Annotated in this window: 15 protein-coding genes; 13 read left to right on the forward strand and 2 right to left on the reverse strand. The window is 61.3% G+C overall.

All coding sequences use genetic code 11. From position 1 onward, the window contains the following. On the reverse strand, nt 1–402 hold the full coding sequence (locus P3T25_RS12070; protein WP_154565019.1) for a RidA family protein: 402 nt from the start codon (nt 400–402) through the stop codon (nt 1–3). Nucleotides 403–615: 213 nt separating this feature from the next. Then, on the reverse strand, nt 616–2,016 hold the full coding sequence (locus tag P3T25_RS12075; protein ID WP_154565017.1) for a GntP family permease: 1,401 nt from the start codon (nt 2,014–2,016) through the stop codon (nt 616–618). Between the two features lie 313 nt (nt 2,017–2,329). On the opposite strand from P3T25_RS12075, the gene P3T25_RS12080 reads away from it, so the two are divergent. From P3T25_RS12080 to P3T25_RS12140, 13 genes are all read left to right on the forward strand, one after another. Beyond that, nucleotides 2,330–3,796: a sigma-54 interaction domain-containing protein gene (locus tag P3T25_RS12080; RefSeq protein ID WP_429358176.1), complete on the forward strand. Its 1,467-nt coding sequence runs from the start codon at nt 2,330–2,332 to the stop codon at nt 3,794–3,796. Nucleotides 3,797–3,883: 87 nt separating this feature from the next. Further along, the gene (locus P3T25_RS12085; RefSeq protein WP_154565013.1) at nt 3,884–4,144 is read left to right on the forward strand and encodes a hypothetical protein; all 261 of its coding nucleotides are present in this window, start codon (nt 3,884–3,886) and stop codon (nt 4,142–4,144) included. A 513-nt stretch (nt 4,145–4,657) separates the two neighbouring features. Further along, nucleotides 4,658–4,861, forward strand: a complete 204-nt coding sequence (locus tag P3T25_RS12090) for a hypothetical protein (protein ID WP_154558006.1) — start codon at nt 4,658–4,660, stop codon at nt 4,859–4,861. Between the two features lie 93 nt (nt 4,862–4,954). Next, the gene (locus P3T25_RS12095) at nt 4,955–6,154 is read left to right on the forward strand and encodes a serine hydrolase domain-containing protein (RefSeq protein WP_429358177.1); all 1,200 of its coding nucleotides are present in this window, start codon (nt 4,955–4,957) and stop codon (nt 6,152–6,154) included. A gap of 167 nt (nt 6,155–6,321) precedes the next feature. Further along, complete coding sequence (locus P3T25_RS12100) at nt 6,322–6,612, forward strand: H-NS family nucleoid-associated regulatory protein (RefSeq protein ID WP_054034751.1); 291 nt, start codon at nt 6,322–6,324, stop codon at nt 6,610–6,612. Between the two features lie 630 nt (nt 6,613–7,242). Continuing rightward, nucleotides 7,243–7,767, forward strand: a complete 525-nt coding sequence (gene fae, locus P3T25_RS12105; RefSeq protein ID WP_154558004.1) for a formaldehyde-activating enzyme — start codon at nt 7,243–7,245, stop codon at nt 7,765–7,767. Nucleotides 7,768–7,849: 82 nt separating this feature from the next. Then, nucleotides 7,850–8,887, forward strand: a complete 1,038-nt coding sequence (locus P3T25_RS12110; protein WP_154558003.1) for an aldo/keto reductase — start codon at nt 7,850–7,852, stop codon at nt 8,885–8,887. Continuing rightward, nucleotides 8,884–10,323, forward strand: a complete 1,440-nt coding sequence (locus tag P3T25_RS12115) for an NAD-dependent succinate-semialdehyde dehydrogenase (protein WP_154558002.1) — start codon at nt 8,884–8,886, stop codon at nt 10,321–10,323. Before P3T25_RS12110 ends, P3T25_RS12115 begins: the two co-directional genes overlap by 4 nt. A gap of 185 nt (nt 10,324–10,508) precedes the next feature. Next, nucleotides 10,509–11,894, forward strand: a complete 1,386-nt coding sequence (locus tag P3T25_RS12120; protein ID WP_429358178.1) for an MFS transporter — start codon at nt 10,509–10,511, stop codon at nt 11,892–11,894. Nucleotides 11,895–12,151: 257 nt separating this feature from the next. Further along, nucleotides 12,152–12,286 (forward strand): hypothetical protein, encoded by a 135-nt coding sequence (locus P3T25_RS12125; RefSeq protein WP_267905002.1) that lies wholly within the window; start codon nt 12,152–12,154, stop codon nt 12,284–12,286. Nucleotides 12,287–12,288: 2 nt separating this feature from the next. Beyond that, nucleotides 12,289–12,852 (forward strand): fimbrial protein, encoded by a 564-nt coding sequence (locus P3T25_RS12130; protein WP_154558001.1) that lies wholly within the window; start codon nt 12,289–12,291, stop codon nt 12,850–12,852. A 79-nt stretch (nt 12,853–12,931) separates the two neighbouring features. Continuing rightward, nucleotides 12,932–13,672 (forward strand): fimbria/pilus periplasmic chaperone, encoded by a 741-nt coding sequence (locus P3T25_RS12135; protein ID WP_154558000.1) that lies wholly within the window; start codon nt 12,932–12,934, stop codon nt 13,670–13,672. Nucleotides 13,673–13,805: 133 nt separating this feature from the next. Then, nucleotides 13,806–16,505 (forward strand): fimbria/pilus outer membrane usher protein, encoded by a 2,700-nt coding sequence (locus P3T25_RS12140; protein ID WP_429358179.1) that lies wholly within the window; start codon nt 13,806–13,808, stop codon nt 16,503–16,505. The last annotated feature ends 4 nt before the right edge of the window (nt 16,506–16,509 follow it).

A 16,509-nucleotide genomic window follows, 5' to 3' on the forward strand; every position in this document is an offset into this window, starting at 1 on the left:
TCAATCCGGGCGTTTCGCGATGAAGTCGATCTCGACCAGCGCGTCGCGTGCGAGCGCAGTGACGCCAATGCAGGTTCTCGCCGGCAGTTTGTCCGCGGGAAAGTAGGCGCGGTAGGTCTCGTTCATCGGCGCATAGTCGCGCTTGAATTCAGTCAGAAAAATGCGCACTGCGATCACGTGTTGCAGCGTCAGACCGACGCCTTGCAGCACGAGTATCAGGTTGTCCATCACGCGTTGAGTCTGCGCGACGACGCCGTCCGGAAGCGACGCGCTGTCGTCGATGGGCGAGGTCGGCATCTGACCGGTCAGGAACACCCAGCCGTCGGCTTCAGTGGCATGGGAGAAGGGTCCGACGGGCGTCGGAGCGGACGGGATCATCCAGAAGGCAGGGGTTGGGCTCATGAGGGCAGTCGGCGTCGAGTGTCAGCCGGGCTAAGTTGTCGGGCTAAGTTAACCGAACAAAATTTTTGACGTCGGCAGTTTGTCCGTATTGCCGCTTGTGTTACCCGCTAGCCAGTACTCAAGTACTCAATTGTCCGAGCGTGCGGAATGCCGTGCGCCGTTCGGAATCACGCCGCACCGTGCGGCGTGATCCCCGCGCCATCTGCCGCGCCGTTAAACCAACCCAGTCATGTAATACACCGCGATCACAAAGAAAACCGCCAACGTCTTGATCACCGTCACCGCAAAGATATCGCGGTACGACTGGCGGTGCGTCAAACCCGTCACCGCCAGCAGCGTGATCACCGCGCCGTTATGCGGCAGCGTGTCCATGCCGCCGCTCGCCATCGCGACGACCCGGTGCAGCACTTCCATCGGGATATGCGCGGCTTCCGCACCCTTGATGAACGTGTCGGACATGGCCGCGAGCGCGATGCTCATCCCACCCGATGCCGAACCCGTGATACCCGCCAGCGAACTCACCGAAACCGCGGCATTGACGAGCGGGTTCGGAATGCTCTTCAGCGCATCGCCGACCACCAGGAAGCCCGGCAAAGCCGCGATCACACCGCCGAAGCCATACTCCGACGCGGTATTCAACGAGGCCAGCAGTGCGCCCGCCACCGCCGCCTTGGTGCCGACCGCGAAGCGTTCGCGCACGCGGCCGAACGCCGTCAACACGACCATCATGATGCCGAGCAGCAGCGCGCCTTCAACGGACCAGATCGCGACGACGCTTTTGATCGCCGTCGTGACCGGCGCATGGATGCCCGGCAGGATGTCCGGCGCGATGGTGTACGACGCGCCGTACCAGTTCGGAATCGAGCGGGTCAGCAGGAAGTTCGCCACGCCGACCAGCACCAGCGGCGCGACCGCCAGCAGCGGATGCGGCAGTTGCTTCGATTCGACGCGCTCCGGTTCGTTGACGAGTTCCGTGCCGTAGCCTTCGCCGGTCGCCATCGCCGCGCGGCGGCGCCATTCCAGATACGTGAGGCCAACCACGATGATGAACAGCGAGCCGGTTACACCGAGCGCGGGCGCGGCCCAGGACGTCGTCTTGAAGAAGGTGGTCGGGATGATGTTCTGGATCTGCGGCGTGCCCGGCAGCGAATCCATGGTGAACGAGAACGCGCCGAGCGCGATCGCGCCAGGCATCAGGCGTTTCGGAATATTGCTCTGGCGGTACAGCTCGGCGGCGAACGGATACACCGCGAACACCACCACGAACAGCGATACACCGCCATAGGTGAGCAGCGCGCACACCGCGACGATCACCGCATTGGCGCGTGAGCGGCCGATATAGCGGATGGCCGCGGCCACGATCGACTCAGAAAAGCCGGACAGTTCGATGACTTTACCGAACACCGCACCCAGCAGAAACACGGGGAAGTAAAGCTTCACGAAGCCGACCATCTTCTCCATGAAGATGCCGGAGAAGACTGGCGCGACGGCGCCCGGATCGGTCAGCAGCACCGCGCCGAGGGCGGCGATCGGCGCAAACAGAATGACGCTGTAGCCGCGATACGCGGCAAACATCAGAAACGCCAGCGCGGCGAGGACGATAACAAAGGACATTGAGTCTCCAAAGCTTGGTTGTTCTACGTGTACGCCGTCCCGATGACTGCGACGGCCCGGCGCCCGCAAATGCAGATTCCATGCCACGCACGCCGCAGCGGCCTGTCCGTTGATTTCACAGGCCGAAGTTCGAAACGTGATGCGGCCGATTGTACCCAAATGTCTCAAAATCGGGACGCAGATCAGCTGAACATAGGCTGAATTGAGGCAATACCTTTATGTAGTACGCTTGCTGGCGATCTCATCAATGAGATAAGCTTGTCTACGAAATGAGATATGCATAAATAGAACGATAGCCGGAGACAGCGACACCATGATGAACGACTGGGCGGGCCTTCCTGCCACCTACGGCGACGTCCTCCGCCGGGCGATGGATTCGCTCTTCCGCACGTTCGAAAACTTCAGCGAAGGCACCTTCATCGTCGACGCCGAGGCGCGCGTTGTCTGGATCAACAAGCGCTACGCGGCGCGCTTCGGGTTTTCGGACCCGGAGCAGGCGATTGGCCGGGATTGCGAGGAGGTGATTCCCAACAGCCTGATGCGCGAGGTCGTGAAAACCGGCAAACCGATTCTGCTCGACATCCTCGAAACGGGCCGCGAGCCGCTTGTCGTGACGCGACTTCCGTTGAAAGACGATGCGGGTGAAACGGTCGGCGCGGTAGGTTTCGCGTTGTTCGACGAACTGAAGGCGCTCACGCCGCTTTTTTCCCATTACTCGCGCGTGCAGGAAGAGTTGATCGCGACGCGTCAGTCGCTCGCGCAGGCAAGACGGGCGAAGTACACGTTCGGTAGTTTTGTCGGCACGAGCGCGGCCAGTCTCGAAGTGAAGCGCCAGGCGCGCCGCGCCGCGCAACTCGAGTCGCCCGTGCTGTTACTCGGCGAAACCGGCACGGGCAAGGAACTGCTGGCGCATGCCATTCACGGCGGATCGGCGCGGGCGAATTGGCCGCTCGTGACCGTCAACGTGGCGGCGATTCCTGACACCTTGCTCGAAGTCGAATTCTTCGGCGCCGCGCCCGGCGCCTATACCGGCGCCGACCGGAAAGGACGGGTCGGCAAGTTCGAACTTGCGAACGGCGGCACGCTGTTTCTCGACGAAATCGGCGATATGCCGCTGCCCTTGCAGGGCAAGCTGTTGCGCGTGCTGCAGGACAGGGAGTTCGAGCCGCTTGGCTCGAACCGGATCGTGCGCGCGGACGTGCGGATCATCGCCGCGACCTCGGCCGATTTGCCGGCGCTGGTCGCGGCGGGACGTTTCCGCGCGGACCTGTTCTATCGACTGAACGTGTTGACGATCCAGGCGCCGGCGCTGCGCGAGCGTTCGTCCGATATCGAAGCGCTTGCCTACGCCATGCTCGAGGACCTGTCGACGCAAGCGCGCGGCGCCAGTCACTTCGAATTGCAGGACGATGCTTTGCGGCTGCTGTGTTCGTATGGGTGGCCCGGCAATGTGCGCGAGCTGCGCAACACGCTGGAGCGGGCGGTGATGCTTTCGGACAGCGAGCGAATCGATGCGCGTGCGCTGGCGCCGTTCATCGGCCCGGCGCAAGGCGGACATCGTCTTCTTGTATCCACGGGCTCTGAAGCGCACGCTTCAGATGCCACCTCGGAGGCGCCTGAAGTGACGTCGTGGAGCAATGCTATGGCCACGTTCGAGAAGCGCTTCCTCGGCGACGCCTTGCGCGCCAACGGCGGTCGCGTGATCGAGACGGCCATGCAGATCGGCATGGGCCGCGCGACGCTCTACAAGAAGATCGCGGCATACGGCATCGAGGTGTGACGAAGTCCCGCGACATCGCGTGGCGCAGTGCAATTGCCGCGTGGCACAATCGCGTGATCGAAAAACAAGACGTGATCGGGGTTTCAAATGAAACGCAGTCTCTCCTCTTTCGCGCGCCGCGCCGGTGCCGCGCTGGCGCTTCCCGCAATCGCCATGCTGAGCGGTTGCAGCAGCAGCGCGCCGCTGTTTCTGTCGGATGGCCGCCAAACTACGCTGGTCCAATGTCCGGCCGGCTCGGACTCCTGCTCGCAGCAGGCTAACGCAGCGTGTGGCGGCGCTTTTGACGTCGTGCGCCAGTCCAGCGACAACGGCACGCTCAGTCTGATTTACGCCTGCCGGGCGAAATGACGCCACGCCGGGCGATGGCTGGCGTGATGCGTGCGACTAACACTTTCCTTCCTTGATCCCGCCGCTCGGCCATGACGGCGGGCTGTCTCCCTCTCTTCGCAGTTTTCGCTTAACTGGGCTAAACCGACGATACGGCGAGCGGTGTCATGCAAGAAGCATATGGCCGTCATAAATATCTGGCTCTAATGTGCATTTACCGAAACGGTTGCGATGCGCAATGAATATTGATCGAATTGCTTCGAGATTATTATTCTTACCGCTTGCGCTGATAAAAAAGCGCTCGGTTTTCGCTGTCAAGCCGAGTCGGTGCGGCATCTAACGGAACGCGAAGTTTCGCCGCAGTATCCTCATCTGGCCGGCTCACAATCAAAAACAATGTGCAGGTTTTGCCGGTTTTGCGGCGGCCCGAATTATCAACTTCAGAAAAATTTTCCGTTTCAACGGAGCTCCTGGAGTAATCGGGGCACGCTTTATGCTCTTAAACTGGCTCAATGAGTAATTCCGGGGAAAGCAATGAATCACCTCCAACTCGAAAAAGATATCAAACACCTTGAAAATGTAATCACGCATATTTCCGCTGAAGACCGCATCCCGCTGTCATATTGGCGCAACCGCATTAACTCGGTGTCCGGGGCGGCACTGGTGCCGGCGCAGGCTAGTCGCGTCAAACGGCTCAATGCGGCCCTCTCCGCATTGGAGGAGCGGCAGAAAGCGTAACTGTCCATGGGCGGAGGGTGACGTGTACCGTCTGATCGGGTAACGTTTCCGGCAGAAATAAGGGAACGTAATGCCTAAGGACTCAGGAGGAGCATGCAACCAGCAGGACTTTCAGCCACCCGGCTGACGGCGCTCACGAACGCCATGCAAGGCTATGTGGAACGCGGCGAAGTGGTGGGGGTCGTTTCGCTGGTTTGGCGGCGCGGTGAAATCGGTTACTTCGAGCCGCTCGGCTTGCGCGACGAAGCGGCGCAATTGCCCATGGAGCGCGACACGCTGTTTCGCATCGCGTCGATGACCAAACCGGTGACGAGCGCGGCAATCCTGATGCTGATCGAAGAGGATCGGCTCGCGCTCGACACGCCAATCTCATCGTGGCTGCCGGAGCTGGCTGCGCCATCCGTGCTGCGCGACCCCACCGGCCCGCTCGACGAAACCGACCCGCTCAGAGCGCCACTTACCGTGCTCGATCTGCTCACGCATCGCGCCGGCTTTGCCTATCACTTCACCGCCACCGGACCGCTGGCCGAAGCTTACGCGGCAGCCTTCAACGGCATTGAAGCGCGCGGGGAGGCCAGCGCGTGGCTGGGGTGCATAGCCAGCTTGCCGTTGATGTTTCAGCCCGGCTCGCGCTGGCATTACGGCATCGCGACCGACGTCCTCGGCGTGCTGATCGAGCGCGTGAGCGGCATGCGGCTCGGCGACTTCTTCCGGACGCGGATTTTTGAACCGCTCGGCATGCGCGATACGGCGTTCTGGGTGCCCGACGCGCAGCTCACGCGTTTGGCGACGGCGTATGGCGTCGAGGCGGGCACGCGGCGGCGCGTGGTCGAAGATCATCCGTCGGCGAGCCGCTGGGCGAATCCCGACCGCTTCCAGAGCGGCGGCGGCGGCCTTGTCTCGACAGCGCAGGACTATCTGCAGTTCGCGCAACTGTTGCTAGGGCGCGGACGCGCCTGCTCGACGCGTCTGCTGTCGCATCGCTCGGTCGATTTGATGCGCTCGAATTTTCTGACCCGCGACCAGCGGCGCGTGCCGGCGTTCGGTCATGTGCTGTGGGCAGGCCAAGGCTTCGGTCTCGGCTTGTCCATCGTCGACGATCCGGCGCAGCAGTTGCCGCTCGGCTATCGCTCGATGGGTTCGTTCGGCTGGCCGGGTGCGTATGGCACGAGCTGGTTCGCCGATCCGGTGGAGGACCTGATCGGTCTCATGCTGATTCAGCGCCGTGCTGTCGAACCCTTCCCAATGTCGGTTGATTTCGAGCGCCGCGTGTACGATGCAATTGACGATTGAGTGCGTGGGCTGCAGCAGTTGAGCGGGCGGTCTTGAGCGGCGGACAGTTCACGGGCGCACTCTGAGCGGACCGTCCTGCGCGGGCCGCTCTATCCGGCGCTTTATTCGTCTGATAGTGTCCGCAAGTGTCCGCACTGCAGTTCGTCAAATCGATCGGAGTACCCGCCATGGCCTCATATAAACAGTTAACTGCTCAGCTCGAGAAGCTCCATAAGGAAGTCGCGGTGGCGCGCGAAAAGGAAATCGCGCAGGCGATTGCCGAGATCAAGCAGAAGGTCGCCGAGTACGATCTGACCGCGGAAGAACTGGGTTTTACGAGCAAGCGTGCCGCGGTACGCAAAGCGCCTTCGGTAGCCAAGTACCGCAACCCGAAAACCGGCGAGACGTGGAGCGGCCGTGGCCGCTCGCCTGGCTGGCTCGCGGGCAAGAATCGCGAGCGTTTTCTGATCGAAGGCTAAAGTACGTTTCGACCATGGCGCTTGCGCTCGCAACGCGCCGAATTTCTCTGAAGTGAAGTTGCGGCGGGTTTTTCTCGCACCGCTGAGAGGGTCCCGAAAACGCTCACCTTTCGTGTGAGCTTGCAAGGCGCGCCGTGGGTTTAGCGAGGCGCCTCGCACCAGGGTTCGTTGTTTCGGTGAGCCTGGTTTTGTCGGATGACGCACCTTGCGGCGCGATCATCCCGGCAGTCCATCGTGGTGTCGCAACCTTCCTCGAAACCCGCGCCAGCCTTTGCTGGCGGGCGTTCCCTGGCTATGCGAAGAATCGCGTAGTCCATCGTTCGATTCTCACACGGTCTTTTCCGCGGACGTTGCCTCGTTGCTGAACTTCGCGCCGCTGGTGCGTGCGCGGCCTTCGGTGCGTTCACCTTTCGTCTCGATTCGAGGCTCGTCACCGCGAGTCCCGAAAAGTCTCACCTTTGCGCTTGCCCGTGCGCGCGACTCAACGCGCACATCCAACGTGCCGACTGGTGCGCCCGGGGCAAACCCGGAGATGAGTTCGCCTCATACCCCGCATCAAAACTCATCGATACATGGTCGCGAAGACCGCGCAGCACAATCGGTCATCCACTCACCCCCGACGGAAAGACCATGAGCGTATCGACGGACAAACAACTCTTTATCGGCGAAGGATTCGAAGGCCCTGGCGTCAATCTCGCGCATATCAATGTATTGGTCGGCCCGCGCAACGGCCCCGCGGGGCAGGCCTTCGCTACGGCATTGGCGACGCCTTCAACGGGGCATGCGCCGTTTGTCGTGATCGCGCGGCCGGGTGTGCCGACCAAGCCGCTGACGCTCTATGTGAACAAGGCGCAGATCGGCAGCGACTTCCATGGCAACGCGACGTGGGGTGCTTCGCAAGCCGGCATCGCCAAGGCCGTGGCCGAATCGCTGGAGAACGGCACGTTGCCGCCCGAAGCGGAGAACGATTGGGTGGTGGTGTCGGCGAACTGGGTCAATCCGGCCACCGACGATCTCGACGCCGTCTTCGAGAACAACTACCGCGCGTGCAAGAACGCAATTCTCGCGGCGATGAAGGGCCTGCCGCATCGCGATGAGGTGTTTGCCGCCGCTCGCGATGTATCGAATCCGTTCTACACCCCCAAACAACGCTAATCACACGCAACGCGGTCCGCGCGCCGTGAGGGGCGTGCTGCTGCGTGCGCTACTGAATGTGATCAGGAAGGAGACAAGCACTATGGAATACATTCGCCTCGGCCATTCGGGCCTGAAGGTGTCGCGTCTGTGCCTCGGCACGATGAACATGGGCACTCCGCGTTGGAAGCCGTGGATCTTTGACGAAGCGCAGAGCGAGCCAATTGTGCGTCACGCGCTGGAAGCCGGCGTCAATTTTATCGACCTCGCCGATTTCTATTCGACCGGTGTGGGCGAAGAAGTGGTGGGCCGCATTTTGAAGCGTCTCGCGCGGCGTGAGGAGATTGTCGTGACGACCAAGGTCGGCTACGACATGGGCGCGTATCAGAATGCCGGCGGCCATTCGCGCAAGCACATCATGGACGGTGTCGACGCGTCGCTCACGCGCCTCGGTATGGATTACGTCGATATCTACATGCTGCACTTCTTCGACGTGAACACGCCGGTCGAAGAAACCATGGGCGCGTTGAACGATATCGTGTGCGCGGGCAAGGCGCGTTACATCGGCGTATCGACGATGTACACGTGGCAGTTCGCGAAGATCATGCAGGTCTGCGAGCGCAACGGCTGGCACAAACCCATCAACATGCAACTGCAGTTGAACCTTGCGTATCGCGAGGAAGAACGCGAAATGATTCCGTATTGCCAGGATCAGGGCGTCGGTGTGTCCGTGTTCAGTCCTTTGGCGCGCGGTTTGCTGACCTGCGATCCAAACTCCACGCGCAACCAGACCGATTTCTTCACCGCGCAAATGTATGGCGATACGGCATCTCGTGAGATTGCTGCTTCGGTGGCGCGCGTGGCGGCGCGGCGCGGTGTGTCGGCTGCGCAGATCGCACAGGCGTGGGTGCTGAACCATGGCGGCGTTGCCAGCATGTTGGTCGGCGCGGATACGGCCGCTCAATTCGATAGCGCGCTGGCTGCGCTCGGCACGAAGCTCTCAGCCGACGAGCTGTTCGAACTCGAACGCAACTACACGCCGTGCGATCTGATCAACGACTACACCGCGGGAAAACGCATCGCTCGTGAAGCGCGGCTTGCGCAAGGCGTGTTCGTCGAGAACCTGGAGAAGGCCGCATGAGCGAATTGCTTCGAACCGGACATTACGTTGGTGGCCAGTGGTACGAAAGCGCGAGCACGTACCCGGTTCTGAATCCTGCAACGGGCGAGGTGATCGCTCAGGTCGCGAAGGGCGGCGCGGTGGAAACGACGCACGCCGTTGCTGCGGCAGAGCGAGCCTTTCCGGCGTGGCGCTCGATAACAGCCAAGGAGCGCGGCGCGCGTGTCAGACGCTGGGGCGAGTTGATGCTCGAGAACCGCGACGCGCTCGCCGAATTGCTGACACGCGAGCAAGGCAAACCGCTCGCCGAAGCGCGTGGCGAAGTCGGATATGCGGCGAGCTTCCTCGAATGGTTCGCTGAGGAAGCCAAGCGCAGCTATGGCGACGTGATCCCGAGCCCGAATCCGAACGCGAAGATCATCGTGACGCGCGAACCGGTCGGCGTGGTCGCGGCCATCACACCTTGGAACTTCCCGCTTGCGATGATTACGCGCAAGGCCGGCCCGGCGCTTGCGGCAGGTTGCACGATGGTGCTCAAGCCTTCCGAAGAAACGCCGTTGTCCGCTTTGGCGCTGGCAGTACTGGCGGAGAAGGCCGGCATTCCCCCGGGCGTGTTCAACATTGTCTCCGGCGATGCAGTGGCGATCGGCGGTGTGCTGACTGAATCGGAGGTGGTGCGCAAGCTGTCGTTCACCGGCTCGACGCGCGTCGGCAAACTACTCGCGAAGCAGTCGGCGGATACGCTGAAGAAGCTGTCTTTGGAGCTTGGTGGCAACGCGCCGTTCATCGTTTTCGACGATGCGGATATCGACGCGGCAGTGCAAGGCGCGATGGCTTCGAAATTCCGCAACACCGGGCAGACCTGCGTGTGCGTGAATCGCTTCTACGTGCAGGACGGTATCTACGACGCATTCACGCAGGCGCTGACACAGGCCGTGCGGAAGATGCGCGTCGGCAACGCGCTGCAAGGCGAAGTTGAACAAGGTCCGCTGATCAACCAGGCGGCGCTGAAGAAGGTGGAAGCGCATGTCGCCGACGCGTTGCAGAAAGGCGCGAAGGTGTTAACGGGCGGCAAACCGCATGCACTCGGCGGCACGTTCTATGAGCCGACCGTGCTGATCGATGCATCGAACTCGATGCTGATCGCCGCGGAAGAAACCTTCGGCCCAGTGGCCGCGTGCTTTCGCTTCAAGACGGAAGACGAAGCCATCGCGGCGGCCAACGACACGCCGTTCGGCCTCTCCGCCTATTTCTATACGCGTGACCTGGCGCGTGCATGGCGCGTTGCGGAAGCGCTGGAGAGCGGCATGGTCGGCATTAACGAAGGGATTCTGTCGACCGAAGTCGCGCCGTTCGGCGGCGTCAAGCAATCGGGCCTTGGCCGCGAAGGCTCGAAGTACGGGCTCGATGAATACACGGAACTGAAGTACATGATGATGGGCGGGCTCGGCCGCTGATCTTCGTTCAAGCGCTCTTCCCACGCATTCGCCTGACGCATCGCACGCCGACGCACGCGGCGAAAAGCGAGGCGAACGACGAGATAAACCGCGAAGCGAATAACGAGCCCAACTGCGTGGCTTGGCGCGGCACCGGCATCACGCCGGCTCCGCGTCCGCCGCGCACACACATACAAGGAGACAGCGTGAGCAATCAGGATAGCCAGGCGGCCACTTTCGGCCTCGCCCCCACTTTGTCGTCAGCCGCAGCGACGGCCGTGCACGGCCCCATTCCTCTCGACGACGTTCCGTTGAACGCGTTCCACGTCAAGATTGCCGGGCTGACGTTCGGCGCCCACTTCACCGAAGGGTTTGCACTCGGCACGATCGGCTATGCACTGGCGTCGCTGAATCGCCAGATGCCGCTCGACGCGTTCTGGATGGGCATGATCGGCAGTTCCGCGCTGATGGGCATCTTTGTCGGCAGCCTGGTGTTCGGCTGGCTGTCGGATCGCCTGGGACGGCAGAAGATCTTTTTGTTGAGTTTTCTGATCATCACCGCAGCAGCGTTCGCGCAGTTCCACGTGAGTTCGCCGCTCGAGTTGTGTCTGCTGCGGGTGTTGATCGGCTTCGGCATGGGCGGCGATTTCGCGGTTGGGCACGCGATCCTTGCGGAGTTTTCGCCACGCAAACATCGTGGCACTTTGCTCGGGTCGTTCAGCGTGGTATGGACAATTGGCTATGTGGCGGCCAACGTGCTTGGCATGCAGTATGCGGACGCGTCGCCCGATGCATGGCGGTGGCTGCTTGCGTCGGCCGGCATCCCGGCGCTGATCGTGTTGATTTTGCGTATAGGTACACCTGAATCGCCGCGTTGGCTGCATGGCAAGGGACGTGTTGCTGAAGCCAAAGCGATCGTGCTCAAGCACTTCGGCCCCAACGTGACGCTCGACGGCGGCGATGACGAACACGCGCAAACGCACGGTGGCTTCATGCGCCTGTTCAAGAAGGACCTGATCCGCAGAACGATCTTCAACTGCGCGTTCTTTGTGTGCCTCGTGATTCCCTATTTCGCGATCTACACGTTTCTGCCCACCATTCTTAAAGCGATTCATTTGGACAACAACTCCAGCACGGATTTTCTGTTGAACGGTTTCCTCGTGCTCGGCGCGTTGATCGGTATCTGGCTCACCATTAAGTTATCGCGCCGTATGTTTCTGATCGGCTCGTTCGCAGTGACATGTATGTCGTTGATTGCGTTGAGCCTGCTGCCGGAGTCAGCGACGCTCGCGATGATCGTCGCGTTCGCGATCTTCACGCTGACGATGTCCGCTTTCTCGAACCTTGTTGGCGTGTTTCCTCCAGAGTGTTTTCCGACCGAAGTGCGCGCGTGCGGCGTCGGGTTGGCGATTGCGTGCAGCCGTCTTGGTTCGGCGGTCGGTACGTTTCTGTTGCCGCTCGGCATCCTCCACCTGGGTTTTCACTCGACGATGATGGTGCTTGCCGTTGTCCTGCTGATTGGCATGGTGGTGTCGATTGCATGGGCGCCTGAGACGAAGCATCTGACGTTGAACGAAGCCAGCGGCGCATAGTCCGCGGTTAGTGCTGTTCGGAAACCCCGCCGCATCGGCAACGATGCGGCGGGGTTTTTTCATTTGCGGCGCGAGAGTTCGGGCGGAGGTGTCTCATGCATTTTTCGGAAAAGTCTTAATCGTTGATCCGAGTAAAAGACATGGCTGTCGGATGCATTCGAATCAATCGTAGGGATAGTCCTACGAATTTAAGAATCTTCTTAGGTACTTCGACAATGCGGAATCTTAATATTGTTTTGCGCCTGAACGATAGGCCGATGGTTCGAAACAAGACCGCCATTTCCGGCGATGAACATTGGAACGCCCAGGGGCAGATGGCGGGTCGTACCGAATACGAATTCGCCGTTGAATCGAATCAAGAAAGTTGTTTTTTTAACTCACTGGAGCAGTAACTATGAAGTCACTCATCCCCGCAGTTGCGTTCGCAACCGGCGGTCTGCTGGGCCTTGCATCGCTCGGCGCGCAAGCGTCGGACGGCACGATTACGTTCACGGGCAGCCTGTCGGACACCACGTGCTCGATTAACGGCAAGGCGGCCGGCACACCTGCTGACATACCGGGTGTCCAGTTGCCGGAGGTTTCGGCCTCCGCGCTCGGGACTGCAGGCGCAACGGCGGGCCGGACGCAGCCGATCGTGCTGGCACTGACCGGCTGCTCGGGCACAGCGACCAAGGCCGTGGCCTTTTTCGAAAGCGGCCCGACCGTTGACCAAAGCAACGGCTACCTGAAGAACCAGGCAGCCACAAGTCCGGCTACCAACGTCGAAGTGCGTTTGCTGAACGCATCGTTCCAACCGATCAACATCACCAGCGGTTTGAACAACGATATCGCCGCTAATGGCGCGACGATCACTGCAGGCGCTGCAACCCTTAACTACTACGGCGAGTACTACGCCACGGGTAAGGCGACGGCCGGTGCAGTAAGCACGAGCGTTAACTACACGATGCAGTACCAGTAAGCGAAAGCCGAGGCGTTCGCTCGCGCGAGCGCTTTTTTATAGCCCATTTTTAAGACCATTTTTCAAAGAGGTGAATGTGATGAAGCTCGGTCGAATTGCAATAGGAGTTGGATTTGCCTGTGCGCTGCTGGCAGGCAACGCAAATGCAAGCGTGACGATTGGCGGTACGCGTGTGGTGTATCCGCTTGACCAGCGCGAAGTCACGGTCAAGCTCGAAAACGACAGCGGCACGCCATCCCTGGTACAGGTGTGGATCGACGACGGCCACCCGGATGCGAAGCCAGGCGAAATCAAAGTGCCGTTCGTGATTACGCCGCCGATCTTCCGCATGGACCCGAAGAAGTCGCAAACGCTGCGGGTTATCTACAGCGGTGAGGCCGTGCCGACCGATCGCGAATCGGTGTACTGGCTCAACGTGCTCGACATCCCGCCGAAGGCAGACAACAAGGATAACGCCAACTTGCTGCAGCTTGCCTATCGGACACGCATCAAGGTGTTCGTGCGGCCGCCGAAGCTGGCCGGCAAGCCGGAAGATGCGCCGGCCCAATTGAGCTGGAAGGTCACGGCTGCGCCGGGCGGCAAAGGCGAAGCCCTGAGCGTATCGAATCCGACGCCGTACTACGTGTCGTTTAGCGAAGTCGACGTGGAGAGCGGCGGTCACACATACAAGAACGAACAGGGCGGTATGGTGGCACCCCACGCGACCGAGGTGATGCCCGTCGCCCAGATGAATGCAGTCGCCGCAGGCGCGAAGGTCCACTACACCGCAATCAGCGATTACGGCGGCCCCATGCCCGGCGACGCAACGCTCGGCCAATAGACCTCCGTAGTTCGTCGGCCGGGCGGCCGCCTTCCGCCCATTGACAACCCTTTCCTGCCCACAGCGTGCGTTGCACAGGCAACGCACAGGGACGACGCACGCCTGTTACCGGACATTAGAAGTCAGCCAGATCATGAAACGTTCACCTCGTCTTCAGTCGCATGCTCGCACCAGTGCTCAATCTGGTCCGTTCGGCCTGAACCCCGTCACCGCAGTTGTGCTGTCGGTTTTCGCGGTGGTGGGCGGCGTCCAGCCGGCGTGTGTGAGTGCTTCCGAGAGCGACACCGCTCCCGCAGCCGTGCAGTTCGATTCGACGTTCCTGCGCACCGACCCGAACCAGACCGTGGACGTCGCGCGTTTCGCGCGTGGCAACGCGGTGTCGCCAGGCGTGTACTCGGTTGACGTGTGGCTGAACGATACTCGCATCGCCCGGCAGGACGTCCGCTTTGTGGCGGTAGAGGGGAGTGACACTGCACGCCCTTGCTTTAGTCGTCAGGTGCTCGAGGGCTTCGGGGTCGATTTCGCCAAGGTCGGTGTGGACACCGCTGCGAAGCCGGAGGCAGGAAAGGCCAGCGATGCGATTGCCGCGGCGCAGGCTGGCAAGCCTGCCGGTGCTGCTGATAGCAACGAGTGTATTGACCTGGCAACCGCCGTGCCGAACGCGACCGTCGACTTCGACTTCTCGGAACAGAAGCTCATGCTGACTGTGCCGCAGAAGTACATGCGCAACGCCGCGCGCGGTTACGTGCCGGCGGAGATGTGGCAGCAGGGTGTGAACGCGGGCTTCGTGAGCTACAACGCGAATACGTATCACACCAATGGTGCCGGCATCAATTCGACCCAGAGCTATTTGGGGCTTAATGCGGGTGTGAACATTGGCGGATGGCATTTCCGCCATCAGTCGTCGGTAACCTCGGCGTCCGGTGAAGGTACGCAGTTTGACGACATCGCCACCTACGTCCAGCACGACGTGACGAAGCTCAAGTCGCAAGTGACGTTGGGCGATGCGAGCACCGCCGGCGACGTATTCGACAGCGTGGCTTTCCGCGGCGTGCAAATCGCCACGGACGACCGCATGCTGCCCGAATCGATGCGCGGCTACGCGCCGGTGGTGCGCGGCACGGCGCAATCGAACGCGCGCGTGACGATTCGCCAGAACGGCCAGATCATTTACGAAACCACGGTGTCGCCAGGGCCGTTCGAGATCAAGGACCTGTACGCGACCGGCTACGGCGGCAACCTCGATGTGACCGTGACCGAAGCGGACGGACACACACAAAGCTTTACTGTGCCGTACGCCTCGGTTGCACAGTCACTGCGGCCGGGCACCACGCGATTCTCAGCGACGGCGGGGCAGTTGCGGAACGATACGCTCGAAACGAAGCCAGCTTTTGCGCAGTTCACCCTGCAGCGTGGTCTCACTAACACGGTGACGGCCTACGGCGGCGCCGTGGTTGCCAACGGCTATGTGGCCGCTGACATCGGCGCCGCGCTCAACACGAAGTACGGCGCGCTCTCGGCGGACATTACCGGCGCTCAGACCCAAGTGCCGGGCCAGAGCACGATGCGCGGCACCAGCTTGCGCATCGGCTACAGCAAGTTCATCGATTCGACGGACACGAACATTTCGGCGGCGGCGTATCGCTATTCGACCGCAGGCTTCCTGAATCTGTCGGATGCAGCATCTGTGCGCGATGCGGCCTTGCACGGCGGCGACATCAACTCGGTCGACCGGCAGCGCAACCGGTTGCAAGTGACAGTCAACCAGAACTTCAAGGATCAAGGCACCGTATTTCTGAGCGCGTCGTCGCAGAAGTACTGGAATCGCAGCGGCAGCGACACGTTCTATCAGGCCGGCTACACCAACAGCTTCAAGTACGGGACCTACAGCATCACGGCGGGACGCACGCGCAACTCCGACGGCTCGATGGAGAACCTGTACATGGTTAGCACGACGATACCGCTCGGCCACAGCCAGCATGCGCCGTTGATGTCGACCAACCTGTCGAGCACGGGCGGCGCTATGAACTTGCAGGCTAATGTCAGCGGCTCGCTCGGCGACAGCAACCAGTACTCGTACAACGCCTATGGCACGTACAACAGCGCCAGCAGCGGGGCCGCGTCCAACGCGGGTGTCAGCGGTACCTGGCGCGCCCCGTATGCGCAGATGACTGCGTCGGCCAGTTCGGGATCGGGTACGAGCCAGCTGTCGGCTGGTATCAGCGGGACGGTGGTCGCGCATCCCGGTGGCGTGACGTTCTCGCAGACGGTCGGCGATACGTTCGGCATTGTCGATGCGCCGGGAGCCGAAGGGGCCAGTGTGTCGAGCGCGCCGGGTGTGAAGGTCAACAGTCGTGGTTATGCGGTGGTGCCGTACCTGACGCCGTATGGCATGAACACGGTGGATATCGATCCGAAAGGCACGTCGACCGATGTTGAGTTTGAATCGACTTCGGAGCAGGCGGTGCCGCGGCTCGGGTCGGTGGTGATGCTCAAGTACAAGACGGTGACCGGACGGGCGGCCTTGATTCGTGCGCCGCAACCGGGTGACAAGGCGCTGCCGTTTGGCGTGGATGTGGTGGATGGAAACGGCAAGACTGTGGGTGTGGTGGCGCAGGACAGTCGGATCTTTGCGCGCGGCCTGGAAGACAAGGGCTCGCTATTTGTGAAGTGGGGCGAGGCAGGGGCCGAGCAGTGCCGGATTGATTATGTGTTGCCAAAGTCGACGGGTAAGACGGAGGCGGCGTACATATCGGTGGAAGGACACTGCCGTCCCGATGACGAGCGGGATCCAGCGACCGCCAACCGTCTCAGTGTCGAATCGGAAAGGTGAATAC

It is taken from the genome of Paraburkholderia sp. GAS32 (assembly GCF_050434225.1).
Classification (GTDB): Bacteria; Pseudomonadota; Gammaproteobacteria; order Burkholderiales; family Burkholderiaceae; genus Paraburkholderia; species Paraburkholderia madseniana.

Excerpts from the sequence above, each read along its gene's own strand:
- P3T25_RS12100 (WP_054034751.1), top strand. The coding sequence starts at position 6,322 with ATGGCCTCATATAAACAGTTAACTGCTCAGCTCGAGAAGCTCCATAAG.
- P3T25_RS12080 (WP_429358176.1), top strand. The coding sequence starts at position 2,330 with ATGATGAACGACTGGGCGGGCCTTCCTGCCACCTACGGCGACGTCCTC.
- P3T25_RS12135 (WP_154558000.1), top strand. The coding sequence starts at position 12,932 with ATGAAGCTCGGTCGAATTGCAATAGGAGTTGGATTTGCCTGTGCGCTG.
- P3T25_RS12090 (WP_154558006.1), top strand. The coding sequence starts at position 4,658 with ATGAATCACCTCCAACTCGAAAAAGATATCAAACACCTTGAAAATGTA.
- fae (WP_154558004.1), top strand. The coding sequence starts at position 7,243 with ATGAGCGTATCGACGGACAAACAACTCTTTATCGGCGAAGGATTCGAA.
- P3T25_RS12070 (WP_154565019.1), bottom strand. The coding sequence starts at position 402 with ATGAGCCCAACCCCTGCCTTCTGGATGATCCCGTCCGCTCCGACGCCC.
- P3T25_RS12110 (WP_154558003.1), top strand. The coding sequence starts at position 7,850 with ATGGAATACATTCGCCTCGGCCATTCGGGCCTGAAGGTGTCGCGTCTG.
- P3T25_RS12115 (WP_154558002.1), top strand. The coding sequence starts at position 8,884 with ATGAGCGAATTGCTTCGAACCGGACATTACGTTGGTGGCCAGTGGTAC.
- P3T25_RS12130 (WP_154558001.1), top strand. The coding sequence starts at position 12,289 with ATGAAGTCACTCATCCCCGCAGTTGCGTTCGCAACCGGCGGTCTGCTG.
- P3T25_RS12140 (WP_429358179.1), top strand. The coding sequence starts at position 13,806 with ATGAAACGTTCACCTCGTCTTCAGTCGCATGCTCGCACCAGTGCTCAA.
- P3T25_RS12085 (WP_154565013.1), top strand. The coding sequence starts at position 3,884 with ATGAAACGCAGTCTCTCCTCTTTCGCGCGCCGCGCCGGTGCCGCGCTG.
- P3T25_RS12075 (WP_154565017.1), bottom strand. The coding sequence starts at position 2,016 with ATGTCCTTTGTTATCGTCCTCGCCGCGCTGGCGTTTCTGATGTTTGCC.
- P3T25_RS12125 (WP_267905002.1), top strand. The coding sequence starts at position 12,152 with ATGGTTCGAAACAAGACCGCCATTTCCGGCGATGAACATTGGAACGCC.
- P3T25_RS12095 (WP_429358177.1), top strand. The coding sequence starts at position 4,955 with ATGCAACCAGCAGGACTTTCAGCCACCCGGCTGACGGCGCTCACGAAC.